Below are 24,997 nucleotides of genomic sequence, written 5' to 3' on the forward strand. Positions count from 1 at the left end.
AGCGGTCCGATGTCGAGGGACTCGGGTCGTGGGGCGGGGGTGGTGGGCACCGGGGCTCCGGATCTGTCGGGGTACGGTCAAAGGGCCGTGGATCTGGGGCCGAGTTTACTGGAGCCCCAAGATACTTGCACATGCAAATACTTGCGTCATAGCGTATTCGCGTGGAACTCAAACACATCATCCTCGGATTCCTGTCGATCCGCCCCATGAGCGGCTACGAGGTCGACACAGTCTTCATGAAGTCCGTCGACCACTTCTGGCACGCAAACCAGTCGCAGGTCTACCGGGCACTGGACCGCTTGGCCAAAGACGCCCTGATCTCCACCGAAATCATCAGGCAGGACGGCCGCCCGGACCGCAAGGTCCACTCCCTGACCCGGGCCGGTCGCACAGAACTCGAGTCGTGGCTGGCCTGCACACCGGAGCCGGAGCAGGTCAAGGTCCCGTTCATGGCGCAAGTCTTCTTCGCCGCACAACTTGGCCCCCAGCGGGTCATCGACCTTTTGCGCGCCCGCCAGGAACTCACCCGAGCACACCTGGCCGAACTCGAATCCCTGCCCACCACCGACGACGACCTCGCAGCCGTCCTGCGCTCATCCACCCTGGACCTGGGAGTGGCGATGACCCGCGCGGAACTCGACTGGCTCGACGCCCTCCTCACCAAGCTCGAAAGGATCCCAAAATGAGCACCTCCGAATTTCCTGCCGCCGATGACCTCCAACTCGGGGGCTTCCCCCTTGAACACGGGCCCGCACCGGAGAAACGATCCTCTTCCTCCACGGCGGCAACATGTGTGCGGCCACATGGAGCCATCAAGTCGACGGGCTGAGCGACCGACATGTGCTCGCTCCCGACCTGCCGGGCTATGGGGTGTTGGCCCACGTCACTTTCCCGGGCTTCGCCGCCTGCGCGAACTGGATGGCGGGCCTGGTCCGCCAGCGTGCCATTGGCGGACGTGCCCACGTGGTGGGCCTGTCGATGGGAGGCTTCATTGCCACCGCCCTCGTACGACGCTACCCCGATCTGGTCGCCTCGTGCACCATCTCCGGATCCGCTCTGTGCGGATACTCCCGGCTCGACATCCTGCCGGGCATGCTGAGCGCACCCATGTGGACCCACCGGTGGTTCTGGTACCTCCAGTCCTTCGCGTTCATGATCCCCGCCGAAGAACGTGCGGGCTTCGCGACCATGGGGGCTGCCGCCTCGGCGAAAACCAACCGTGCTCTGGGCAGGGCATGCGCAGTCGACACGCTTGCAGGCGCCCACTTCGACCATCCGCGACCCTTCCTGGCCGTGGCTGCCGAGCACGACCAACGCTCGATCCACCGGGCCCTGACGCGTCTGCCCGAACTGCTGCCCCAGACCCAGACATGGGTGGCACCGGGTATGCATCATCCGTGGAGCGCCGAGGACCCGGAATTGTTCACGCGGATGGTCCGCAGCATGGTCGACACCGGGCGCTGGCCGCAAGCGGAAGACGGAGCCTCCGCCACACCAGGGCCTGACAGGAATCCCGAATTACAGGGCGGGGTCGGAGGCCTTGGATTGGCCGGCTCCGACCTTCACCTGCCCGCCTCCTCCGTGACCCTGCGGATCGATTCCTCGATGCGTTCCCGTACCGCCGAGGTGAGCCGACGATTTCGCGTTCCAAGGCCTTCGAAGACCGCACGGACCTTGTCGACGTGCCCGAGCCCCGTGGTCCTGCGAGTGCCGAGAATGTCACGCACCGCGTTGTCGAGTTCCTGAGGGTGGACTTCCTCGAGCTGGAGATGGTCGAGAATGTCAATCCGGTAGGAACGGAGGCTCGTGGGCGGCACGTCGGCAGGCCAGACGAATCCGTACTCGTCGGTGCGCCAAGGTCCACCTCGCAGGATCTGGGCAATCTGCTCCTGCCTGGCGTGCTTCATGCGTGCCAAGCCGAAGGCTCGGGCAATGAGGGCGTGGAACCGCCGTTGCTCGACAGGAAACTCGATCGCGAGGATCTGCCCGGCCACGTTCACGACCTTGGCACGGGCCCGAGAATCGACCACGGCGTCGTCGAGTGTTGCCCGGTCGCCACCCGGCACCTCATTCGCTCCCACGAAGGGGCTCGGTCTGGTGAGCACACGCTCCTCAGCCTCGGCATGACGGTGCTCAACTCCCCTCGGGGAACTCGGCGCCGGGGTCCCGGTCAAGGTCTCGCCCCCAATGGCCATCGAAGCGATCTGCCCCGAGGAGAGCGCGTGGCGGTCCGGAGGCGGAGGCAGGATCTTGGACGACGTGGGGGCCGTGCGATGATGCGACTCGCCGCCACCCGGCGAACTGGCGTCGGCCTCCGCGGCCGCCACAGGCGACCCAGCATTGACCAGACGCACCAGTTTGTCGGTGACAGCGCGCGGGTCGGCCAACCACTCCGGCATCCAGATGCGCTCGACTCGCGGCCAGTGCATCGAGTGCTTCAGGACCTTTGCAGGCAGGACATCCCTGTCGTACGCAGTTCGGCGAAGGCTCCAACCCGCGCCGTCGAGCATCACCGCAACAGTGGGCTCCTCAGGAGTCTCTGCTCGCGCGAGCACCAGGTCCAGACGGAACTCGGACAGTCCCACATCGGTGGAGACGACCAGACCCGCCTGACGAAGCGCTGCGGCGATCTCGTCACGGTGACTATCGGGCATTGAGCCTCTGCCGCGGATCGCACTTGGGGCACAGGCGCCGACTTCCGCCAGTTCCAGGTACGCCCTGAGGTCTCTGAGCCCCTCCGACTGCGAGCGCTCGACATGAAGGGCGGCAGGCGCGAAGCTCGCGAAAAGGACGACCTCCTTTCGCGCGCGGGTGATGGCCACATTCAACCTGCGTTCGCCGCCCGACCTGTTGAGAGGACCGAAGTTCAGCGGAACTTGACCGTTCTCGCCCGCCGAGAATGCGACGGAGAAAAAGATCGTGTCCCTTTCGTCCCCCTGGACGTTCTCGAGGTTCTTCACGAAGAGGCCGTCATCCGAGTCGAGGGACACCGTGACGCGGTGGTCGTCGAGGTCCCGCAGCTTCTGCTCGATGAGATCACGCTGCTGGATGTTGAATGTGACGACTCCGATCGACGGATTCTCGGTGCGAGCAAATCGGGAGCGGATCTCCGCGACGATTGCATCGGCCTCGATGGGATTCGTGCGGAAAAACCTTCGGGACCGTCCCCTCGGAATCGAGCGGAGGAACTCGCCCTCGACCCGACGCAGAGAAATCCCGTACCCCTCGGGAGGCTTCGCAGAGGTTCCCGAGAGCGGACTGGGGAAGGAAGAGAGTTTTCCTTCGTAGTAACGGGCGTTGGAGAAGGCGATGAGCGACTCGTCCTGGCTGCGGTAGTGCCAAGTGAGCTGTTTGCGTGGCACGTGTGCGGCGACGCATTCGGAGAGAATCGACTCTTCGTCGACAGGAACGCTGTCATCGTCCTCGTCGCGCGTCAGTTCCGCGAAGGAGGTCGGCGGCATCTGCTTCGAGTCCCCACAGATGACGATGGCGCGGCCTCGTCCCATCGCCCCGATCGCAGAGGCGACGGTGATCTGTGAGGCCTCGTCGAAGACGACGAGGTCGAAGTCCTGGCGTTCGGCGGGGAAGAACCGGGCCACGGAGTCGGGCGAGACCAGCACACAAGGAGTGAGCTCGGTGATGAGATCCCCGTACTCCGAGATGAGGTCTCGAATGGGACGCTTCCTGCGCTTCCTTTCCAGGTCGCTTCGAAGTTTCGCGAAGCGAGGGTTGAGCGGCTTGTCGGATCCGAAGGATCGTGCATCAATGGCCCTCGAAACGACGGAGTCCGGCAACAGGTCCTGGAGGCGAGCGAGCTCCGTCGAGAGTCGTTCAGTGGAGTCGTTCTGGAGGGAAGCGGAAAATCCTCGCAAGGCGCCTGCGGTTGCCCGTGCCTCCACGGTCGCCATCGCCAAGCCACACTCGAAGGCGGAACGGAGATCATCGGCTCGCGCCTGCCCGTCGAGCAAGGCATCTGCAGTCGTGACAAGTCCAGCGGCCCGGAAGGGCTCAACCGCGTCGAGCAGCGCCAGCCGCGCGCGGAAGTCCTCCTTGCGTTCCTCTTGCGAATCGCTCGGGCGACGAGCGTCAAGCACTTCGACAAGGGGCACACCTTCGAGGGCGCCCGTGTCGGCAGCAGCCGCCGCGACATCGGCGCACCTGCGCACCAGCCCTGCCGTCGAAACCCGGTCGGCACTCGACAAGAGCTCCTCCGCGAGCTGTTGAAGCGCATTGGGGCGAACGCCTGGCGCCGGGACGATCGATGCCATTGAGCGAATCCACGCCACTGCCTCACGAGCTCTGGCAATGCCGGTCGCCTCGAAAGGAGACCACCTGTTCATCGGTCCGACGACCTCTTCGGGCAGGACTGCGGGAAGGAGGTCGCGCAGGTTGCGACGATGGCGTTGCAGGGCAAGGAGGTTGTCCACGATGGCCAAGAGTTCTGCAGGCCGTTCGGGCAAGGGCAGTGCGAGTCGGTGGGCGGCCAGAGGACCCAGGGCACGCTCGGACTTCCTCGTCTTTCCGAAGAAGGCGTTCTTCGCATTGACGAGGGCGTCGCGGACTGCCACCAGATCCTCGTCGAGGACCGACGAGGAGAAGTGGTCCAGGGCGATGACCGGTTGCGCCTCACACTCCTGGAGCGCTTCCTCCAAGAGCTCGCACGCGTGCCCCCATTCAGGCTCATGTGCTCGTCTGAGCGTCTGCCAGCTGAACTGGGAGGATTCCAGGGCACACGCAATGCGTTCACGATCGGCGGGCTCGCAGGCGGCAATGCTGGTGACCAGATCGGCCCTCAGGCCGATTTCGGGCAGGTTCTGCACGTCCTCGATCACTGCGAAGAGGCGCTCGGCCTGCGCCGGCGGAACCGGTCGGGTCAGGAAGGAATACGCCCGACCGGCACCTGCGGGAAGCCGCAGTTGGAGGTCGGCCAGGTCGACGAGAGCGGAACGCTTGAGCGTGTCGAGGCATGCCGGATCGAGCCTCTCGATTTCCGACGGCTTCAACGGCAGTGCAGGAACTGAGTCTCCGTAGGCGATGAGCGTCGATCGCGCAGTGTAGAGCGAAAAGCCCGAAGGTGCCTTCGAGTGCAGAGTCGACCTGTATCTGCCCAGAGCACTCTGTTCCTTCTCAGCGAGGCCGGAGTGCACGGCCAGAGCCGTCGTGTCGGGGCGGACCGTGTGGTCGGCAGCCCTCAGGAGCGCTCCTCTGATGTCGTCCGGGCGCATCGTACGATCGTGAAGATTGAGGACCAGGTCGCCGACTCCTGCGCGTTTCAAGCGTTTGGCGACCACGTCCAGTGCCGCACGCTTTTCCGCGACGAACATGACCTTCTTGCCGTCCGCGATGGCGCGGATGATGAGGTTCGTGATCGTCTGGGACTTGCCGGTTCCTGGCGGGCCCTCCACGACCATCGTGCGTCCCGCTGCAGAGTTCGCCACGACATCGATCTGGGAGGCGTCAGCCGGAGTCGGCAGGGTTCGCAGGACCTCTTCAAGGTCGGGGATCGGATTCGAGGCAGCAGGATCCTCGAACACTTCGCCCGGAGCTTCGATGAGGTGACGGACCAGCGGGTTGCGGGCGAAGAGGCGCCACGACTCTTCGAGGTCCCTCCACAGACGGAAGGTGCCGAATTGGAAGATCCCGAGATAAGTGGTCGCCTCGACTCGGAAGGGGAGGCGATTCTCGGACAGCGTCTTGCGTACCGTGTCGAAAAGGAGGGGGATGTCCAGGCCGGCATCATCGGCTGCCGGATCGGACAATTCCGGCATGCGCAGCCCCAGATCCGTGCGCAGTCGCTCGATGAGTGAGTAGTTCGGGGTCGAGGATCCCGATGAGTCGAGTCTGAGCTTGTACGGACTGTTCTTGGAGACGCGGAGAAGCTCCACCGGGACGAAGACGAGGGGCGAACGGACTTCCTTGCCCTTGGTCTCCCACACCAAGGTGCCCAGGGCGAGGTAGAGGTTGTTGGCACCCGTCTCGTCGATGAGCGTTCGGGCGGAGGTGCGGAGTTTCCTCAGGGTCGAGTCGTAGACCTCGTCCGAGAGGTCGACCTGCACTTCCTTGTGGTCCGCGAGCAGGGGCGCAAGCTGTGGCGGTTCCAGCTCCATGTTGAAGCCGCGCCCCACGCGTCTGGCCACCGCTGCCCGTTCTCCTGCGGCGATGAGCTTGATCTCGGTACCGGAGCTGATGATGTCCTCGAAACTGCCGAGGATCGCCTCCGGGATGGCGAGTTCGATGACCTTGTGGGAGGAAACGGCACTGGGGGCACAGTTGATGAGGCGGTTGCGCAGGCTGAGGTCCAGCAGGTCGGCCTTCCACTTCTCGACCCGTTCGGGGGCGCGTTCACGCAGGCGCGCGGGTCTGACGACCCGTTCGATGTTCTCGCCCAGGGTGACGACGTTGGCACGCACGGTCACAGGTGCGGCGACTTCCACGATGTTCCCGTCATCGTCGCGTGCCCTTGCCTTCTGCGGCAAGATCCCCATGGTTCGAGCCTCATGGACGGACAGGACGAAGCGGATCTTCGAACCCCCTTCCCCGATCCCATGGTGCGCTTCCCTGCGAAGTGAAGCTGCGCTCGGCTCTTGTTCGGCAGTCAGGAGCGTGGTCTCGAGCACCTCAATGGCACTGCGGTCGATCTGGTTGACGATTCGCCAGCCGGACATGCTCAAGGATTCGGACTCGTGGTCGTCGGACTTGCGATATCCGAGAAGGCAGTGCCCGTCCAGGACGATCACAAGGGGTTCGATCCCCAGGTATTCGAGTGTGCTGGCAAGGACGAGCGTGGAGTCGAGGCATGTGGCAAGTCCTCCGTCAAGGACCTCTTCAGCCGTGCGAACTCGTTGGCCGACTTCTCCCCAGTTGGTCGGGGGCAGGGCGTACGAGATCCCTCGGTCGTGGAAGGCGGTGCACACCGCCTCGACCGTGGCGTCGACCCTTCCGGGCGCACCCGCGTACCCGTCCAGCGCAGAACTACCGGTGCGCTCCGCCAATACTGCCGAGGCCTCCTTTGCCAGGCGCGCAATCTCGGGGTGTTGTGGCTGGACGAATGTCGCCAAGCTCGCGGCGGCGAAGTGGTCATCCCCCGCAAGGATCCACTGTCGGGAGGACAGGACGCGTGGTCCGGGGACGGATTCGGATCGGGAATCCCCTCCGGACTCCAGTGTGAGCGTGAGCGTCGAGCGGGATTCCTCCATCGCCTGGAGCAGCGCCGAGTCCTCGAAGGTGAGCTCGACGCTGTGCTCCACCGGGGCGGTGTCGACTTTGGGCAGAAGGAACGACACTGGCTTCACCAGCATCGACGAGTCGTCCGAGATCGTCAGCGAGACACGGACGTCATCCACCTCTGTGGGAGTTTCCGCCGGACGAACAGCCGGCAGCACGATTGCGGGAAGACCGTCCTCGAAGTCGTGGTACACGGCCTGTTCGTCATCCGCATCGACATCGTCTTGCGGCGTTGCTCGTGCCACATGCATTCGAAGGGTGAGGGTGGGCGTCAGACGTGCGACCGCGTGGGCGTAGGACAGAACCGGAGGAAGGCTCACCTCCACTGCGAGGGAATCGAGGGCCGAGCCCGACTCGAAAGGCCCAGTCGGGGACTGTGGACTCCAGGAGGTGTCCACGCGGAGCGGCTGAGGCGCCCCGGGCGCAAAGGCCGCGAATGCTCCATCAGTTGATTCTTGCGAACCTGTGGGCGACCCCGGAGTCGGAACCGGTTCGTGCACGGGAGCACCACCGCCACTCGTTGACGCATCAGGACCGGAAGAGTCCTCATTGGCTTTGATCCGGGAGTACTCAATGAGCTGCCTTCGAACTTCTGCAGCTCCTTCAGGGGCATCGATGGCATCCAGGACATCGATCACCTGACCGAGGATCGTGTAGACCTCATGGTCCTGCAACCTCTGTTGGTGGGCAACTCGATTCCGCGCATGACGGATTTCGTGGAGCTTTGAACGAAATGCGATGTCAGTGGCGAGGAAGGGCCGTCCATCGGAATCCCGACCAGTGAGAACCCGGATCTGCTGGGAGAGGTCGTCAAGGGAACGGTGCTCCCACGACGAATGACGGGATGCTGATTCCCAATCGATGTCGGGAAGCTCCTCCGCGAGCCGTCGGCGCACATGGGCACCCAAGTAGGGCGGGAGAATCTCCATCACGACGCGGTTGACAACCCCTTCGTTCACCGACACGGACACCACTCCTTGGCTCACACGCACTGTTCCGACGACGATGCCGGACCTTTGAACACTAGTCGCCACCGCAGACGATCCAGAAATCAACTCACGAGCCGACTTCTCAACTCGAAAAGCCCATGAGAACACCCCTGTCGGGCATTCACCCAACAGATCCAGGGGTCTTCACCACTGTGAGAACTCGACACCCTCTGACGCGCCGGGGCCCCGAGTCGTCACATGGGACGCAACGCCCTCAGCAGGCGCCGAGGCGCTCGATCAGCCAAGTCTTGACCTCACCCAGCGGGATGCGTTCCTGGACCATCGTGTCGCGGTCGCGCACGGTCACGGCCCCGTCCTGGACCGAATCGAAGTCGTAGGTGACGCAGTACGGGGTGCCGATCTCGTCCTGGCGGCGATAGCGGCGGCCCACCGCGCCGGCGTCATCGTAGTCGACGTTCCAGATCTGGCGCAGTTCCGCAGCCAACTCCCTCGCCGGGCCGGTCAGTTCATCCTTGCGCGAGAGCGGGAAGACGGCCACTTTGACCGGGGACAGGCGCGGATCCAACTTGAGGACCACGCGGGTGTCCACCCCACCCTTGGTGTTGGGAGCCTGGTCCTCGTGGTAGGCCTCGACGAGGAAAGCCATGAGGGAACGGGTCAGACCCGCCGAAGGTTCGATGACGTAGGGGACCCATCGCTCGCCGGTGGCCTGGTCGAAGAAGTCGAGCTTCGTGCCCGAAGCCTGTGCGTGCACACTCAAGTCGTAGTCGGTACGGTTCGCGATGCCTTCGAGTTCTCCCCACTGGCCGCCCTGGAAGCCGAAGCGGTACTCGATGTCCACAGTGCGCTTGGAGTAGTGCGAGAGCTTCTCGGCCGGGTGCTCGTACAAGCGCAGGTTCTCCGGGTCGATACCCAGATCCACGTACCAGTCACGCCGGTGGTCGATCCAATACTGGTGCCATTCCTCGTCCGTGCCCGGCGCGCAGAAGAACTCCAACTCCATCTGCTCGAACTCGCGCGTGCGGAAGATGAAGTTGCCGGGGGTGATCTCGTTGCGGAAGGACTTGCCGATCTGGCCGATGCCGAAAGGCGGCTTCCTGCGCGCCGCGGTGGCCACATTGGCGTAGTTGATGAAGATGCCCTGAGCGGTCTCGGGACGCAGGTAGTGCAGGCCCGCCTCGTCGTCGACAGGACCCAAGTAGGTCTTGAGCAGTCCGGAGAACGCGCGGGGCTCGGTCCAGCTGCCGGGCTGGCCGGTGACCGGGTCCGGGACCATGTCCAGGGTCACCGCGTCGGGGTCCAGACCCTTGCGCTCGGCGTACTCCTCGATCAGCTGGTCGACACGGTAACGCTTGTGGGTGTGCAGGGACTCCACCAGTGGATCGGTGAAGGCCTTGACATGGCCGGAGGCCACCCAGGTCTCGCGAGGCAGGATGACCGAGGAGTCCAGGCCCACGACGTCCTCGCGGGAGCGGACCATGTACTGCCACCACTGGCGCTTGATGTTCTCCTTGAGCTCCACTCCCAAGGGCCCGTAGTCCCAGGCGCTGCGGGTACCACCGTAGATCTCACCGCAGGGGAAGACGAAGCCTCGGCGCTTTGCCAGGCTGATGACCGAATCGAGACGCGAGGGGCCCTTTGCCACGTGTGTGCTCCTTGTGATGTGGTGGCGCACCTGGCTGGGGCGCCACTGTCACGGGGAAGTCTACCGGCGCCCCGCGCCTGCCCCGTCCTCGTCCCACCTCCACTCCCCCACACGCCACGAGGGCGGTGCCGGCCCGGAAACCCGGACGGCACCGCCCCCGGTGGGAGGCTCGGACCCGTCAGCCCTTGACCGCGCCGGCGGTCAGGCCCGAGACGATGTACTTCTGCAGGTGCTGGAACAGGGCGATGACCGGGATGGCGGCCACCACGGCACCTGCGGCGAACACGCCCCACGGGGCGTTGCGTTCGTCGGATGCCCAGTTGAACATGCCCACCGCCAGCGTGAACTGGTCGGGTTGCTGCAGGACGACCTTGGCGATGACGAAGTCACCGAAGCTGCTGATGAAGGACAGCAGTGAGACCACTGCCAGGACGGGCAGCACCAGCGGCATGATGATCGTCCAGAAGGTCTGGGAGTGCGAGCAGCCGTCGATCATGGCGGCCTCGTCCAACTCTCGGGGAATCGAGTTGAAGAAGCCGTAGAGCAGGAAGGTGTTCGACCCGAGCGCACCGCCCAGGTAGACGGCCACCAGACCCAGCTTCGAGTTCAGACCGATGATCGGGAAGACGTCCTGGATGCCGAGCAGCAGCAGGTACAGGGCCACGAAGGCCAGCATCTGCGGGAACATCTGCACCAGCAGCAGGAAGGTCAGTGTGCCCCTGCGGCCGCGGAAACGGAAGCGGCTGAAGGCGTATGCCGCTGCCGCGCCCATGAGGACGGTGCCGACCGCCGTGATCGAGGAGACGATGAGCGAGTTGACGATCCAGTTCCAGTACTGGCCGCCGTTGCGCTGTCCCAAGGCGATGTAGTTGTCCGCCGAGAACGAGGTGAACAGCTGGTTGGAGCCGGTCAGGGTCGCGTTGGGGACCAAGGACACCGACAACACGTACAGCAGCGGCACGACGCAGTAGATGATGACGAGGACGCCGACGACGTGGCGCCAGCCGACTTCACTGACCCAACGCCATCCGGTCAGGGAGGTGTGGAGCTTCTGAGGCTTCGAGGATGCGGTTGTGGTGGACATCAGATCTCCTCCATTGCCTTGGACTGGCGGAAGCCCAACCAGGCGATGACACCGACGACGATGAAGATGACGATCGACATGGCCGAGGCCAGGCCGTAGTCCTTCGTGCCGCCCTCGAAGGCGATCTTGTAGACCATCGAGATGAGGATGTCGGTCTCACCCACCGGTACGGACAGGCCCGGGTAGGTCGGGCCGCCGTTGGTGAGCATGTAGATGAGCGAGAAGTTGTTGAAGTTGAAGGCGAAGGAGGCGATGAGCAGCGGCACCGTCGACTGCAGCACCAGCGGCAGTTTGACGGAGAAGACGGTGCGCAGGGGACCTGCGCCGTCGATCTTCGCGGCCTCCATGCAGTCACTGGGCAGCGACTGCAGGGCTCCCATGCACACGAGGAACATGTAGGGGAAACCCAGCCACAGGTTCACGCCCAGGATCGCGACCTTGGCCAGCAGGCCGTCGGTGAGCCACGGAACCTCGGTTCCCCCCAGGAGCACCTGGTTGACGAAACCGAATTTTTCGTTGAGCATCCCTCGCCACACAAGGGTCGCCAGGAACCCGGGGAAGGCGTAGGGCAGGATGAGCAGCGACTGGTACAGGCGCCGTCCCTTGACCCTTTCGTCGGCGAAGACCAGAGCCAGGAAGAGTCCGAAGGCGAAGGTCGTCAGCACTGACAGGATCGCGAAGGCGAAGGACCAGCCCAGCGACTTGAAGAAGGGGCCGGCCAGGTCGGAGGAGGCGAAGACGTTCGTGTAGTTCTCCACTCCGACGAAGACCCGCCAGCCGGGCTTGAGCGTCTCACCGTTGTCGGCGATGAAGAAGCCCTTGTCCGCAGAGGCCTTGTAGACGACTCCGGTCTGGGAGTTCGTCATGGTGTCGGCGGCCTGGTCGTAGGTGAGCAGCGACTTGGCCAGGTAGGCGGTGGTGCCGGTGTCCGACTTGTAGAAGCCGGCGTCGGGATCTTCAGAGGCCCGGGCCGACAGTTCCTTGAGTTGGGTCTGTCGGGCGACGATCTGCTCGAAGGTGAGGATCGTCTCTCCCGGGACCTCGGTGATGGCCGTGTCGGTGGCGGTGGCCCCCTCCACGGGTGCCAGCGGGGTGGTGGCGTCGCCGACCATGACCTTCTTGGTCTCGGGGTCGACGATGGCCAGTCCCAGGTGGTCTCCTCGGTCGAGGATCGCGGCGGGGACGTCGACGGCGCCTTCGGCGCGCGCCTGGTTCTGGGTGAGGATCGCCTCGACGGCGTCCTCCTTGGTGGAGTTGTGACCCTGGCCGTAGTTCGTCAGCGACACGTAGCCGGTGTAGCCCATGACGAAGACCTGGTAGACCAGCAGGAAGATCATGCCGGGGATCAGGTACTTCCCGGGCACCATCTTGGTGGAGAAGTAGATGTAGTTGAAGGCGATGAGGAACAGGACCAGGACGACGACGATGGTCCAGGACTGGACGAGGCCGGCGGTGACGACCCCGTAGATGCCGAGGGCATCGATGAGGGCCATGAGGACGAGCTTGACGAGGAAGCCCGGTTTGGTGACGTCACGCGCATGTGAGGGCTTGTAGGAGGGCTTTTTCGCTTCCGAGGTCGGAGGCACTGTGGGTGTGGAACTCATGTGATCACTTCCGGGTCATTCAGGAGGGGTTCACGAGGAGGAGCATCGCTCCACCCATCGTCGGGGATGACGGTGCCGGATCGATGGAGATCGGTGCACACGAAATGACGACGGGGTTGGTCGCGGGTCTTCGTCGACCTCGCGCCGGGCCGTAGGGCCCGCTTGCCAAGGGGCCCCGGACGCACACGCACTCGATGCGCCCGGGGCCCCTGGAGGACGTCACATCACTTGGTGATGGCCTTCTCGATGTTGCCGACCATGGCGGCCCAGGCATCGGCCGGAGCTTCCTTGCCGGCGACGATGTTGCCTTCAGTGGCTCCCCAGAACTTCCACACGGCCGACATGGCCGGGATGGCGGGCATCGGGAGGCCCTTGCCGGAGACCTCGGCGAAGGCCTTGAGGTCAGGATCGGAAACCTTCTCGGCGACCGAGGTCATGGCCGGGACGCGGCCACCCAGGTCGAACATCTTCTGCTGACCGGCCTCGGAGCTCATGTAGTCCATGAACTGCTTGACGAGCAGCGGGTTGGTGGACTTCTGCGAGGCGAAGAAGGCCTGGACACCGACGAAGGGCTGGGCGTCCTTGCCGCCGGCGGAGGGGATGGGCAGGACGGAAACGTCCATGCCGGCCTCACGGAAGGCGGTGACGTTCCACGGACCGGTGACGATGTAGGGGGTCTTGCCGTCGAGGAAGAGTTGCTTGGCGATGTCGGCGGTCACGGCCAGGTCGAGGACTCCTGCCGCCCCCTGGGCCTTCATCCACTCGGCGAACTGGGTGCCTTCGGCGCCCTTCATGCCGAGCTCAGTGGTGTAGGAGCCGTCCGCGTCCTGCTTGAAGACGGGGGCGCCGAAAGAGGTCTGGAAGGCGTAGAGGTGGTAGGGGTCGTGCTCGCCGTTGGCGCCGGCCTGGACGACGAAGGGACGCTCGACATTGGCGGCCTTGCCGGAGGTGATCATCTCGTCGTAGGTCTTCGGAGTGTCCTTGGTCAGCTTGTTGTTGCGGACCAGGGCGACGGACTCGACGGCGTAGGGAACGCCGTAGGTCTGGCCACCGTAGGTGACACCCTGGACGGAGGCGGGCGAGAACTTGTCCTTGACGGCGGCGATGTCGGCGGTGGCGACCACGCCGTTCTCGACCAGCTGACCCAGGCGGTCGTGGGCGGTGACGACGATGTCCGGGCCGTTGCCGGTGGGAACCTGGGTGATGAATTCCTTGGCAATGTCCGCAGTCGGCTTCTGGACGACGTTGAGGCCGATCTTCGTCGCCGCGGTGAAGTCACCGGCGAACTGAAGCAGCTGCGGGTAACGGGTGTCGTCGGCCCAGATGGTCAGGGTGCCGAGCTCGCCGGTGGTGCCGCCGGCCGACTGGTTCGCATCTGCGCCGGACTGCGCCATCGCGCCCGAGCCCATGGCGTCGCCGCTGGCCGGGGTCGTGGTGGTGCCGCCGCAGGCGGCCAGAGTGGCGGTCAGCGCGATGGCTCCCATCGCCGCAATGCCTCGTCGCATGTCAACTCCTGTTGTCGTGGGTGGGACGGGCTGCCGATCCGACAACCCCGTCGGTGAAAGCAAATGTAACTGTTTCACGGCGCTTTCTGCAATGCGTTTCTGCATGGTTTCCGGACTGTTACATTTGGGGTCAGAGGACCACCCGATCCACCGACGAGCAAGGACCTTCGATGACGAAGAACCGCACCCGCATGACCGACATCGCGGCGCATGCCGGAGTGTCGATGGCAACCGTCTCGCGCGTCATCAATGGAACCGGCCAGGTCTCGGAGGACACCCGACACCGGGTCCTGGTGGCCATCGACTCCTTGGGCTATGAACGACCCACCCTCGAACGACCCGGAGGCACAAGGACCATCGGCCTGGTCGTCCCCGAGTTGGTCAACCCCATCTTCGCTTCCTTCTCCCACGCCTTGCAGATCAAGATCGCCCGCGCGGGGGGCCTGCCGCTGGTGTGCACCCAGACCCCTAGCGGCACCTCGGAGGCCGAGTACGTCAACGCCCTGGTCGGCTACGGCGTCAGTGGATTCGTCTTCGTCTCAGGACGCCACGCGGACCACCTGGGAGACACCTACCGGTATGTCGAGCTGCGCGAACGCGGCATCCCCTTCGTCACCATCAATGGTGCACGCCAAGGCATCGAGGCTCCCGACTTCTCCACGGGCGACGCCCTGGGCATTCGAACCGCGGTGGAACACCTGGTGGCGCTGGGACACACTCGGATCTCCCTGCTGGGCGGCAAGAGCCACATCGTCCCGGCCGAACGCAAGGTCAAGGCCTTCACAGAGGTCATGCGCGACCTGTTGGGGCAGGCCCATCCGTCGATCGTGGAAACCTTCTACACCTACGAGGCCGCCGCAGCCGCGATGAAGACTCTGGTCACCCAGGGCACCACTGCCGTCGTGTGCGGATCCGACCTGCAGGCACTGGGCGCCATTCGCACCCTTCACGCCCTGGGGCTGGACATCCCCGGGGACGTGTCCGTGGTGGGTTTCGACGACACGCGCCTCATGGCGCACGTCTTCCCCGCCCTCACCACGGTGCGTCAGCCCGTCCAGGCGATCACCTCCGCCGCAGCCCAGACCCTGTTCGCGATGATCGACGAGGGCCAGTGGCGTGAAGGTCACTTCGAGTACACACCCGACCTGGTCGTGCGCCGATCCACCGGACCGGCCCCCGGGAGATCCCGATCACGATCTCCCCACCTCGGCTTTGACAACCATTATCAGCGGGCGAAAATGGGGGCATGAGCATGACGATTCGACCCGTCCTCGCTTCCACCGCCGCCCTCGGCACCCTTGCTCTTGTCCTGACCGGGTGCGGCAACACCGCGCCCCAGTCCGATGCAGCCGCTTCGGGCAGCACACTCCACGTGATGTCCGCGTTCTACCCGTTGCAGTACCTCACCGAGCAGGTCGGCGGCGACCTGGTCACGGTTGAGTCCCTGACCCCTGCCGGCGGCGAGCCCCACGACCTCGAACTCTCGCTGGCCCAAGTGGGCGCCCTGGGGCAGGCCGACGCCGTCGTCTACCTCAAGGGGTTCCAGGCAGTCGTGGACGAGGCCGTGGAGCAGAACGGCCCCAAGACGGTCATCGACGTCTCCACTTCGGTCCAGTTGCTCGAAGGCAACGGGGACCACGACCATGACCACCACGCGATGTCGGGCAACCACGAGGACGGCGCCGCCTCCGGCCACGACCACGACGCCATGTCGGGCGACCACGACCACGACCACACGATGAATCAGGACCCGCACTTCTGGCTGGACCCGACCCGCATGGGACAGGCGGCAATGGCCATCGGCCAGGCGCTGGCCGACGCCGACCCGGCCCACGCCCAGACCTACTCGGCCAACGCCGCCGCCACGAAGAAGAAGATGGACCAGTTGGCCACCGACCTCGTCAATGGCACGAAGTCCTGCGAGCACACCACCTTCGTCACCGCGCACGAAGCCTTCGGCTACCTTGCCGATCGCACGAAGCTCACCCAGGTGGGCATCTCCGGCCTGGACCCGGAGGCCTCGCCCTCGCACCAGCGCCTCGAGGAGATCGCCGGCATCGCCAAGGCCGAGGGTGTGACGACCATCTTCACCGAGGCCCTCATCGACCCCAAGGCCGCCAAGACCATTGCCGATGACCTGGGGATCACCACCGCAGTCCTGGACCCGATCGAGTCCCAGGTCGACCCGGCCAAGGACTACGAGGCCGCCATGCGCGCCAACATCGACGCCCTGCGCTCCGCGCTCTCCTGCAAGTGAGCACAGCCGAAGGGACCTCGGCGGGCACCCCCACCACGGGGGCGCCCGCCGTCGTCGTCGACAACCTGCACGTCGCCTGGGACACCTCACTGATCCTGCACGGCATCAGCTTCACCGTTCCCATGGGGCAGGCCCTGGCAGTCACCGGCGCCAACGGCACCGGCAAGTCCACCCTCATGCGTGCGCTCCTGGCCTCGGCCCCGGTCACCGGGGGAAGGATCGAACTGCTCGGAGCCGCCACCAGTGCCAGCGGTGCCGTCCCCTGGGACCGGATCGGCTACGTGCCGCAGAGGGCCACCTCCGGCGAGGCAGTCACCTCCTCCTGCCTGGAGATCGTCTGCTCCGGGCTCCTCGGCCGCCGCAAGTGGTGACTCACCCCTGCAGACCGGGCACTAGGACGCGCCGCCCTGGACAGCGTCGGTCTGGCACACCGGGCCAAGGACCCCGTGCACCACCTCTCGGGCGGCCAACAGCAGCGCGTCCTCATCGCCCGCGCCCTGGTGCGAGCCCCCGACCTGCTCATCATGGACGAACCGATGGCCGGCATCGACCAGAACTCCCGCGAGCGCCTTGCCGAAGTGGTCGCGCACGCGAAGGCTCGGGGGACGACGATCCTCGTCGTCCTGCACGAGCTGGGCGAACTGGCTGCGCACCTCGACCGCGAGATCCGCCTGGGGGCGGGCCACATCGTCCACGACGGGCCGCCCCACCCGGAGCCGCCCATGGACCCCGCCCACCGCGGCGGGGACCACCACCTGGAGTCGTACTGAGATGACGGGCCTGTTCGACCAGTTCCTCGCGGTCATGTCCACACCGCTCTTCCAGCGTTCCCTGCTGGCTGCCCTCCTGGTGGGCCTGTGCGCCCCGGTGGTCGGCACCTACCTGGTCCACAGGCGCATGGCGATGCTCGGCGACGGGGTCGGCCACGTGTCGCTGACCGGCGTCGCCCTCGGCTGGCTGGCAGGAAGTTTCGCCGGGGTTGCCACACCCGCCGAATGGGCCGTCCCCGGCGCCCTCGTCGTCTCCCTGGTGGGAGCCGTCGCCATCGAATGGGTGCGAGAGTCCGGCCGCGCCTCCGGGGACGTGGCCCTGGCCATGATGTTCTACGGGGGCATCGCCGGCGGCGTCGTCCTCATCGGCGCCGCGGGTGGCACATCGGCTCAACTCAACTCCTACCTCTTCGGGTCGATCTCCACCGTCTCCTGGGCGGACGTGGCCACCATGGGCGCCCTTGCGGCCGTCATCCTGGGAATCGGGGTGCTGTTGGCTCCCGCACTGCACTCGGTGACCAATGACGAGGAGTTCGCGCGCTCCACGGGCCTGCCGGTGCGAGGACTGTCCTTCCTCATCGCGATCCTGTCTGCCCTGACCGTGGTGGTCGCCATGCGCACGGTCGGATCACTGCTGGTCTCGGCCCTGATGATCGTCCCTGTGGCCATCGCCCAGCTGTGGGCTCGCTCCTTCCGTTCCACCATGGCCTGGGCCATGGGACTGGGAGTGGTCCTCTGCGGCACCGGCTTGACGGTGACGGCATTCGTGGACCTCTCCCCCGGCGCGACCATCGTCGTGGGAGCCATCGGCCTGTACGCCGTCGGCTTCGCGATCCGCTCCGGGGTCGTCAAGGCCCGCAAGTCCGTGCAGATGAGATCGCTGAGCGTTCCGGTTGACCACCCGGAGCGCAGTGGCCGAGACTCATGACGACCACGATTCCACTTCCCGGGAGGCTCCTGTGCAGCGCATGACGAAGCAGCGGCAGGCCGTCCTCGACGAACTCGAACGCGTCAGGGACTTCCGCAGCGCCCAGCAGGTCTACGAGGACCTGGTCGGTCAGGGCCAGCGCGTGGGTCTTGCCACCGTCTACCGGAACCTGCAGACCCTGGCCGAGGACGGGCGCCTGGACGTCCTGCGCAGCGCTGAGGGCGAGTCGCTGTACCGCTCCTGCGGAAACTCCGACCACCACCACCATCTCGTGTGCCGCAACTGCGGACACGCCGAGGAAATCAGCCTCGACCAATTCGAGCCCTGGGTGTCCACCGTCGCCGCAGAGCACCACTTCACCGAGGTCGAGCACTCGATCGAACTCTTCGGCCTGTGCCGGCCCTGCACGGAGGACTTGGCGAACGCCTCCCACTGATGGCCGACGCCACTTCGGGTCCGGGAAGATCTTCTGGCCGGTGGGACCACGTGGACGAGGGCGACCGCGGGTGCAAATGGGACGAATGGCCGCCCTTGTCACCCATTTCCATGCCGTGAAACGGTACATCCTCGATGGGGACACGCCTCGTCAACGATCTCGACAAATGCTCGAAGTGTCGGTACTAGCATCGGCGGTGGCACACACCCGTGTCGCACCTCACCGTCAAAAGCAAATCGACTCCAAGGGAAATTCGATCATGGCCACTGAAAAGACGACTGAGCTGCCTTCTTACACCCCGGAGGAGGAAAAGCTCATCATCAGGAACAAAGCCGGCGTACCGGTCGGCATCAAGCCGCACACGAAATGGACACCCCTGAAAATAGCCCTGTGGGTCGGTATCACCGCATTGGGCGTCCTCGGATGGTGGATGTTGGCCATCGCCCGAGGCGAACAGGTCAACACCGTCTGGTTCGTCGTCACGGCCGTGTGCACCTACGTCATCGGGTACCGCTTCTACGCGCTGTACGTCCAACGCAAGATCATGCGTCCCGACGACTCCAACGCCACCCCGGCCGAGCGCATCAACAACGGTCGCGACTTCGACCCGACCCACCGCGTCGTTCTCTACGGCCACCACTTCGCCGCCATTGCCGGCGCCGGTCCCTTGGTCGGCCCGGTCCTTGCGGCCCAGATGGGCTACCTGCCGGGAACCCTGTGGATCATCCTCGGCGTGGTCGTGGCCGGAGCCGTCCAGGACATGCTGGTCCTGTTCTTCTCCATGAGGCGCGGAGGCCGCTCGCTGGGCCAGATGGCCACCGATGAGATCGGCAAGATCGGTGGCACGGTCGCCACCGTGGTCGTCTTCTTCATGCTCATGATCGTCCTGGCCGTCCTGGCCATGGTCTGCGTCAACGCGCTGGCCGAGTCCCCGTGGGGCGTGTTCTCCGTCGGCATGACCATCCCGATCGCCATCGGCATGGGCCTGTGGTTGCGCTTCGTCCAACCCGGCAAGATCACGCAGGTCTCGATCGTCGGCTTCGCCCTGCTGATCCTCGTCATCATCGGCGGCCGCTGGGTGGCCGAATCCCCCTTGGGCGAGTACCTGCACCTGTCCCCCACCACCTTGGTGTGGGCCATGGTCGTCTACGGCTTCTTCGCGGCGGTCCTGCCCGTGTGGATCCTGCTGACCCCGCGTGACTACCTGTCGACCTTCATGAAGGTCGGCACCATCGCGATCCTGGCCGTTGGCATCATCATCGTGCGTCCCATCGCCGAGATGCCGGCCGTCACCGAGTTCGCCTTCAACACCGCCGGCCCCGTCTTCGCCGGATCGATCTTCCCCTTCCTTTTCATCACCATCGCCTGCGGCGCCCTGTCCGGCATGCACGCCATGGTCTCCTCGGGCACCAGCCCGAAGATGGTGCAGAAGGAATCCCAGGTCCGCATGATCGGCTACGCGGGAATGCTCATGGAGTCCTTCGTCGCCATCATGGCGATGGCCGCTGCCGTCTCCTTGAACCCCGGTATCTACTTCGCGATGAACACCCCGGCGGCCACCCTGAACAAGCTGGCGGGAGCCGAAAACGTCTCCTCGGCCAAGGTCAGCGCCGAAACCGCTGAGGAGGCACTGCTCAAGCTGGGTGTCACCGACGCCCACGGCAAGGCGTTGGAGCCCGAGTGGGATTCGTGGGACGAGGCCGGAAACCCGAAGACCTTCACCGGCGCCGAGGCCCTGGAGCAGGTCGCCAAGGACATGGGTGAGCCCTCGATCATCTCCCGCACGGGTGGTGCCCCGACCCTGTCGGTCGCCATGTCGCACATCCTCCACCAGATCGGCGGTGGCCGGGCCATGATGGGCTTCTGGTACCACTTCGCCATCATGTTCGAAGCCCTGTTCATCCTCTCGGCGGTCGACGCCGTCACCCGTGTGGCCCGCTTCCAACTCTCCGACGCCCTGGGCAACTTCTTCCCGAAGTTCCGCGACCCGTCGTGGCACATCGGTGCCTGGGGCACCACCGCCGTGGTCGTCGCCTCGTGGGGGTCGATGCTGCTCATGGGTGTGACGGACCCACGTGGTGGCATCAAGACCTTGTACCCGCTGTTCGGCATCGCGAACCAGCTGATCGCGGCAGTGGCCCTGCTGCTGGTCACCGTCATGGTGGTGAGGAAGGGCTACACGAAGTACGTGTGGATCCCGTTGATCCCGTTGGCCTTCGACACGGTGGTGACCTTCACGGCCTCATGGCAGAAGATCTTCTCCACCGATGCCAAGGTCGGATACTTCCAACAGTGGCGTGAGGCCACCGCCGCCCTGCCCGGCATCACCGACCCGGAGCAGGTCGCCGTCCAGCAGGCCATCATCCGCAACGCCTTCATCCAGGGCACCTTGTCGGTGGTGTTCCTGGTGGCCGTCGCCTTCGTCATGGTCATGGCCCTGGTTCGCATCATCCAGACGATCCGCACCGGGGACACGTGGACCTCGGAGGACCCCTACCAGGAGTCGAACTTCTTCGCCCCCGAAACGATGATCGCCTCCCCGCTCATGAAGAAGCTCGAGGCCGAGTACCGCATCGTGGGCGATCCGAACCTGATTCCCGGGTCGAAGCCTCATGGCGCTCACTGAGTCCGAGGTCGGTCACGGCATGCCCTCCACGGTCCTGACCCGCCTTGTCGGGGGCGCCGCGCACCTGCGCATCCTGTGGCGTGACTTCATGGGCGATTCCGCCTACGAGCGCTACTGCGAGCGGCACGCGCGCGAGCACCCCGACCACGCGCCCATGTCGGAGAAGGAGTTCTGGCGCGCCCGCTCCACCTTCGACGAGAAGAACCATTCGACGGGGTGCTGCTGAGGCGCTGACCAGCCGATCCTTCGACCCTCCGACGAGGACGGGGCCGGTGGGGCATCATGCCCCACCGGCCCCTCGCGCATCCCCCTTCCCGCATCCCGGGCGGCCAAGGTCGTGGTACCGGGGCGCTGAGGTGTTCAGGGCCCCAGGTGCTCAGGGGGCAAGGCGTTCCCGCACCCACGCCCCGCCCTCGTCGCCGCGCCGGTAACGCAGACGGTCGTGGAGGCGCGAGACCCTGCCCTGCCAGAACTCCCACTGCTCGGGCACCAGACGGTAACCGCCCCAGTGGTCGGGGCGCGGCGGACGCACGCCGAAGCGGGCGGCGGCCTTGGCGGCACCGGCCACAAGGGTCGCCCGGGAAGGGATCACCTGGCTCTGCGGCGAGGCCCAGGCGCCGATGCGCGAGTCGAGGGGGCGCTTGGCGAAGTAGTCGTCGGACTCTCGGGGCTGACCTGGACGACCTGCCCTTCGACACGCACTTGGCGTTGCAGCCAGTGCCAGTCGAAGAGCAGCGCCGCCCGAGGGTTCTCGGCCAGTTCCCGACCCTTGCGCGAGTGGTAGTTGGTGAACCACACGAGGCCGGACTCGTCGAAGCCCTTGAGCAGCACCACCCGGGAGGAGGGGCGCCCGGTCGCATCGGCCGTCGAGACGACCATGGCATTGGCCTCCACTCCGGGCTCCGTGCGGGCCTCCTCGAACCAGCGGGTGAACATGGCCAAGGGCTTGTCGGTGGCGCAAGCCTCGTCCAATTCGCCGCGCTCGTAGCTCATGCGCATCCCGGAGGTGTCCATGGGCCGAGCCTACGCCGCCACCGTGCCGTGGGCCTACGCGTCAACGCTCCACGACGGCGTCGACGGCGCCCCCGAAACGCCGCTCACGTCCCGCGTAGGCCAGCAGACAGTCCCACAGGTGTTCACGATCGAAGGCCGGCCATGGGGTGTCGACGAACATCATCTCCGCATACGCCAGTTGCCACAGCAGGTAGTTGGAGATTCTCTGCTCGCCGGAGGTGCGGATCATGAGGTCCACGTCGGGCACATCCGGCAGGTACAGGTGACGGGCGAAGGAACGCTCGGTGATGCCGTCGGGTTTGAGGCGTCCGGCGGCCACCTGTCGCGCGAGGTCGCGGGCCGCGTCGGCGATCTCGGCACGGCCGCCGTAGTTCACGCACATGACCAGGTCCAAGGTGGTGTTGTGGCGGGTGGCTTCGTCGGCGCGTCGAAGGGCGTTCACGACGGACTTCCACAGGCGCGGCTCGCGGCCGCTCCATCGCACGTGAACCCCCCACTCGCGCAGCTGGTCGGTGCGACGCGCCAGGACGTCGGTGGCGTAACTCATGATGAAGCGGACCTCGGAAGGCGAGCGCTTCCAGTTCTCGGTGCTGAAGGTGTAGACGCTCAGGTGGCGCACGCCGGCGTCGATGGCGCCGGCGATGGTGTCCATGAGGGCGTACTCCCCCGCCCGGTGGCCCTCCGTACGGGCCAGGCCCCGTTCGTTGGCCCAACGTCCGTTCCCGTCCATGACGAGGGCGACGTGGCCAGGTACCTCCCCTTTCGCAAAATGCGGGGCGGCGCGGTGCCACTGGCCGGGGCCCAGCAGCGGGGCGCTCGGGTCTGCGGGGGCGCGGTCCATCGGGCAGGGGCGGGAAACGCTGGGGCTGGTCATGCGCGACTCCTCTCGAGGACCTGGACCGAACGCAGGCGCCGTTCCAGATGCCACTGGGTGTAGGAGGTCACCAGGGCGCGTGCCTCGCCTCGCGCCCAGGTTTCGGAAGCGTCGGCCCGCCCCCAGTCCCCTGACAAGAGGTCTCCCATGAGGTCCATGGCCTCCGGTGAGGGCGCCGCCGCCCCCGTGGGTCGACAGGCGAGGCACACGGCGCCGCCCTCGGGGATGGAGAAGGACCGGTGGGGCCCCTGAGAGCCGCACACGGCGCAGTCGAAGCACGAGGGCGCCCATCCGGCGATGGCAAGGGCCCGCAGCATGTACGAGGTGAGGACCAGATTCGGGTCGTGTCTGCGGTGGGACAGGGCGAAGAGGGCGCCCACGAGCAGCAGGTACTGGCTGTGGGTGGAGTCCTCACCGTCGCCGGTGAGGCGTTCGGCCGTTTCGACCAGGACATGCGCGCAGGCGTAGAGGTCGAAGTCGGCGGCCAGGTCGTGGCCGTGTGCGGTGATGGTTTCGACCTGGGTCACCGTGTCCAGGGTGCGGCCCTTGTGCAATTGGACGTCGATGACGCCGAAGGGTTCCAGGCGTGCCCCGAACTTCGAGGTGGTGCGCCGCACCCCTTTGGCCACAGCTCGGACCTGGCCGTGTTCGCGGGTCAGCAGGGTGACAATGCGGTCGGCTTCACCCAGTTTGTGGGTGCGCAGCACGACGGCCTCGTCACGATAGGTCCTCAACACCCTCGTATTGTCACACCTCGGGGCGCTGGCTGTTCCACTGACACGGCGGCGCCATCGGGTGCATCCGCCGGCTCGACAGGTGCCTGCCGGCTCAGAAGCTGGGGACGAAGATCTCCACCCGCCGGTTGAGTTGGCGGCCCGCCGGGTTGTCGGAGCCGTCCGGGTTCTCGTTGGCGGCCACCGGCTGGGACTCCCCCTTGCCTTCGGCAGTGAGGTTCGCGGTCACGCCGGCGCCCTGCATGGCTGTGACCACGGCGTCGGCGCGCTCCTGGGAGAGCGTGAGGTTGAAGGCCTCGTCCGAGACGGAGTCGGTGTGTCCGGTCACGGTGGCGGCCGGCACCTTGAGGGTGGTGAAGACCTGGGCGACCTTGTCGATGGTGGCCCGGGCGTCCGGGCGGATCTCCGACTTGCCGAAGTCGAAGAGGACGCCGTCTTCAAGAGTGATGAGGGTTCCGCAGGCTTTGACGGGGGCGATTGCGGGAACGGGGGCCATCTTGCCGATCTTGCCGACGGGAGGCAGGGGCTTGGCGTCGATGAGGGTGCCGTTGACCGTGGCCTGGCCTTCGCCGTCGTTGACGATGCTGAGGCCGGGGCCGGCATAGGTGCCCGACCCGTCACCGTTGTTCGTGATGGCGACCGTGCCCGCGGAGTAGCTGCCGGACCCGTCACCGCCGACGATGATGGTCTGCCCCGTCTGCGAGTTCGAGTAGTTTCCGGAACCGTCAGCGCCCACCACCACCGTGATGAACGGGTCTGAGTAGTTGCCCGAACCGTCGGAGGCGACGATGAGGGTTCGGGAGCCGTCAGAGTAGTTGCCCGAACCGTCGCCGCCGTTGATGATCGACACGGAACCGTCGGAGTAGTTTCCGGTGCCGTCCCCGCCGTTGATCGTCGCCCCTGTGCCATCGGAGCGGTTGGCGGACCCGTCCGGGCCGAAGACCGTGGCGCCGGAGACCAGGCCCGAAGCACCGCATTTGGCCGGTGAGACCCTCACACCCGGAATGCTCGTGAGCTCGGTGGTGGTGGACAGGTCAAAGCTTGCATCCTTCGAGGAGATCAGCGAGGTGTCCGGGACCACGAAGAGGGGGATCGGGGGGATCTCCCCGGGCGCGTAACCCGGCACTGCCGGCACGCCAGCAGCATCGGCGACTGCGCTTTCTTCGGCCGCGTCCTCGTCCGCAGGTGCCGCACTCTGGGCGGCTTCGGTCCGGGTGGGACTGGCGGAGGAGTTCGGGGCGGTGTTGCCACCGCAGGCGCTGAGGCCGACGAGGGCGAGGATCGCGGGAAGGGCAAGGGCAAATCGGGCAGTGACCGGGGTGCGGGATGTGCTCATGTGGGCACGA

The 24,997-nt window shown here is 65.8% G+C and carries 17 protein-coding genes and 2 pseudogenes; 9 read left to right on the plus strand and 10 right to left on the minus strand.

The window, feature by feature from the left end; translation table 11 throughout:
• The first annotated feature begins 161 nt into the window (after positions 1-161).
• Together I6B53_RS07680 and I6B53_RS11100 are read left to right on the plus strand one after the other, a co-directional pair.
• Entirely contained in the window at positions 162-686 is a 525-nt protein-coding gene (locus I6B53_RS07680) for a PadR family transcriptional regulator (RefSeq protein WP_216763686.1), read from the plus strand.
• Between the two features lie 79 nt (positions 687-765).
• Positions 766-1,413: pseudogene (locus tag I6B53_RS11100) on the plus strand (alpha/beta fold hydrolase); the annotation flags it as partial.
• A 149-nt stretch (positions 1,414-1,562) separates the two neighbouring features.
• On the opposite strand, the gene I6B53_RS07685 reads toward I6B53_RS11100, so the two are convergent.
• The 5 genes from I6B53_RS07685 to I6B53_RS07705 all read right to left on the minus strand — a co-directional run bounded on the left by I6B53_RS07685 (position 1,563) and on the right by I6B53_RS07705 (position 14,012).
• Positions 1,563-7,544 (minus strand): DUF4011 domain-containing protein, encoded by a 5,982-nt coding sequence (locus tag I6B53_RS07685; RefSeq protein WP_216763687.1) that lies wholly within the window; start codon positions 7,542-7,544, stop codon positions 1,563-1,565.
• 883 nt (positions 7,545-8,427) lie between these two features.
• Entirely contained in the window at positions 8,428-9,819 is a 1,392-nt protein-coding gene (locus I6B53_RS07690; protein WP_216763688.1) for a glycine--tRNA ligase, read from the minus strand.
• A gap of 178 nt (positions 9,820-9,997) precedes the next feature.
• The gene (locus tag I6B53_RS07695; protein WP_216763689.1) at positions 9,998-10,903 is read right to left on the minus strand and encodes a sugar ABC transporter permease; all 906 of its coding nucleotides are present in this window, start codon (positions 10,901-10,903) and stop codon (positions 9,998-10,000) included.
• Positions 10,903-12,507, minus strand: a complete 1,605-nt coding sequence (locus tag I6B53_RS07700; protein WP_216763690.1) for an ABC transporter permease subunit — start codon at positions 12,505-12,507, stop codon at positions 10,903-10,905. The genes I6B53_RS07695 and I6B53_RS07700 overlap by 1 nt, the downstream gene beginning before the upstream one ends.
• Positions 12,508-12,731: 224 nt before the next feature.
• Complete coding sequence (locus tag I6B53_RS07705) at positions 12,732-14,012, minus strand: maltose ABC transporter substrate-binding protein (protein ID WP_216763691.1); 1,281 nt, start codon at positions 14,010-14,012, stop codon at positions 12,732-12,734.
• 170 nt (positions 14,013-14,182) lie between these two features.
• Here I6B53_RS07705 and I6B53_RS07710 point away from each other — a divergent pair, with 170 nt between their 5' ends.
• The 7 genes and pseudogenes from I6B53_RS07710 to I6B53_RS07740 all read left to right on the plus strand — a co-directional run bounded on the left by I6B53_RS07710 (position 14,183) and on the right by I6B53_RS07740 (position 21,255).
• A complete protein-coding gene (locus tag I6B53_RS07710) occupies positions 14,183-15,262 on the plus strand; it encodes a LacI family DNA-binding transcriptional regulator (RefSeq protein ID WP_216763692.1) in 1,080 nt (359 codons plus the stop codon).
• Positions 15,259-16,269, plus strand: coding sequence for a metal ABC transporter substrate-binding protein (locus tag I6B53_RS07715; RefSeq protein WP_216763693.1), 1,011 nt, complete (start codon positions 15,259-15,261; stop codon positions 16,267-16,269). Before I6B53_RS07710 ends, I6B53_RS07715 begins: the two co-directional genes overlap by 4 nt.
• Positions 16,266-17,039 (plus strand): annotated as a pseudogene (locus tag I6B53_RS07720) (metal ABC transporter ATP-binding protein). Before I6B53_RS07715 ends, I6B53_RS07720 begins: the two are co-directional and overlap by 4 nt.
• Position 17,040: 1 nt before the next feature.
• On the plus strand, positions 17,041-17,967 hold the full coding sequence (locus tag I6B53_RS07725; RefSeq protein WP_216763694.1) for a metal ABC transporter permease: 927 nt from the start codon (positions 17,041-17,043) through the stop codon (positions 17,965-17,967).
• Positions 17,968-17,998: 31 nt separating this feature from the next.
• Positions 17,999-18,403, plus strand: coding sequence for a Fur family transcriptional regulator (locus I6B53_RS07730; RefSeq protein ID WP_216765411.1), 405 nt, complete (start codon positions 17,999-18,001; stop codon positions 18,401-18,403).
• Between the two features lie 259 nt (positions 18,404-18,662).
• Positions 18,663-21,029 carry a carbon starvation CstA family protein gene (locus tag I6B53_RS07735; protein WP_216763695.1) on the plus strand — a complete coding sequence of 789 codons (2,367 nt, stop codon included), beginning with the start codon at positions 18,663-18,665 and terminating at the stop codon, positions 21,027-21,029.
• The gene (locus tag I6B53_RS07740; protein ID WP_253953822.1) at positions 21,016-21,255 is read left to right on the plus strand and encodes a YbdD/YjiX family protein; all 240 of its coding nucleotides are present in this window, start codon (positions 21,016-21,018) and stop codon (positions 21,253-21,255) included. The genes I6B53_RS07735 and I6B53_RS07740 overlap by 14 nt, the downstream gene beginning before the upstream one ends.
• A 150-nt stretch (positions 21,256-21,405) precedes the next feature.
• Here I6B53_RS07740 and I6B53_RS07745 read toward each other — a convergent pair whose 3' ends face one another.
• The 5 genes from I6B53_RS07745 to I6B53_RS07765 form a co-directional block, all read right to left on the minus strand.
• Positions 21,406-21,621 carry a pyridoxine 5'-phosphate oxidase C-terminal domain-containing protein gene (locus I6B53_RS07745; protein ID WP_216763696.1) on the minus strand — a complete coding sequence of 72 codons (216 nt, stop codon included), beginning with the start codon at positions 21,619-21,621 and terminating at the stop codon, positions 21,406-21,408.
• Positions 21,618-22,043: a pyridoxal 5'-phosphate synthase gene (locus tag I6B53_RS07750; RefSeq protein ID WP_216763697.1), complete on the minus strand. Its 426-nt coding sequence runs from the start codon at positions 22,041-22,043 to the stop codon at positions 21,618-21,620. The genes I6B53_RS07745 and I6B53_RS07750 overlap by 4 nt, the downstream gene beginning before the upstream one ends.
• Before the next feature lie 40 nt (positions 22,044-22,083).
• Positions 22,084-22,917 (minus strand): isoprenyl transferase, encoded by an 834-nt coding sequence (locus I6B53_RS07755; RefSeq protein ID WP_216763698.1) that lies wholly within the window; start codon positions 22,915-22,917, stop codon positions 22,084-22,086.
• A complete protein-coding gene (gene recO / locus I6B53_RS07760; protein WP_216763699.1) occupies positions 22,914-23,651 on the minus strand; it encodes a DNA repair protein RecO in 738 nt (245 codons plus the stop codon). Before recO ends, I6B53_RS07755 begins: the two co-directional genes overlap by 4 nt.
• Positions 23,652-23,745: 94 nt before the next feature.
• Complete coding sequence (locus tag I6B53_RS07765) at positions 23,746-24,987, minus strand: OmpA family protein (RefSeq protein WP_216763700.1); 1,242 nt, start codon at positions 24,985-24,987, stop codon at positions 23,746-23,748.
• Between the last annotated feature and the right edge of the window lie 10 nt (positions 24,988-24,997).

This window comes from Schaalia sp. 19OD2882 (assembly GCF_018986735.1).
Classification (GTDB): Bacteria; Actinomycetota; Actinomycetes; order Actinomycetales; family Actinomycetaceae; genus Pauljensenia.

What these genes read in the sequence shown, in the direction of transcription:
- I6B53_RS07695 (WP_216763689.1), bottom strand. Translation starts at nt 10,903, where the DNA reads ATGTCCACCACAACCGCATCCTCGAAGCCTCAGAAGCTCCACACCTCC.
- I6B53_RS07700 (WP_216763690.1), bottom strand. Translation starts at nt 12,507, where the DNA reads ATGAGTTCCACACCCACAGTGCCTCCGACCTCGGAAGCGAAAAAGCCC.
- I6B53_RS07705 (WP_216763691.1), bottom strand. Translation starts at nt 14,012, where the DNA reads ATGCGACGAGGCATTGCGGCGATGGGAGCCATCGCGCTGACCGCCACT.
- I6B53_RS07710 (WP_216763692.1), top strand. Translation starts at nt 14,183, where the DNA reads ATGACGAAGAACCGCACCCGCATGACCGACATCGCGGCGCATGCCGGA.
- I6B53_RS07715 (WP_216763693.1), top strand. Translation starts at nt 15,259, where the DNA reads ATGAGCATGACGATTCGACCCGTCCTCGCTTCCACCGCCGCCCTCGGC.
- I6B53_RS07725 (WP_216763694.1), top strand. Translation starts at nt 17,041, where the DNA reads ATGACGGGCCTGTTCGACCAGTTCCTCGCGGTCATGTCCACACCGCTC.
- I6B53_RS07735 (WP_216763695.1), top strand. Translation starts at nt 18,663, where the DNA reads ATGGCCACTGAAAAGACGACTGAGCTGCCTTCTTACACCCCGGAGGAG.
- I6B53_RS07740 (WP_253953822.1), top strand. Translation starts at nt 21,016, where the DNA reads ATGGCGCTCACTGAGTCCGAGGTCGGTCACGGCATGCCCTCCACGGTC.
- I6B53_RS07750 (WP_216763697.1), bottom strand. Translation starts at nt 22,043, where the DNA reads ATGGACACCTCCGGGATGCGCATGAGCTACGAGCGCGGCGAATTGGAC.
- I6B53_RS07755 (WP_216763698.1), bottom strand. Translation starts at nt 22,917, where the DNA reads ATGACCAGCCCCAGCGTTTCCCGCCCCTGCCCGATGGACCGCGCCCCC.
- I6B53_RS07765 (WP_216763700.1), bottom strand. Translation starts at nt 24,987, where the DNA reads ATGAGCACATCCCGCACCCCGGTCACTGCCCGATTTGCCCTTGCCCTT.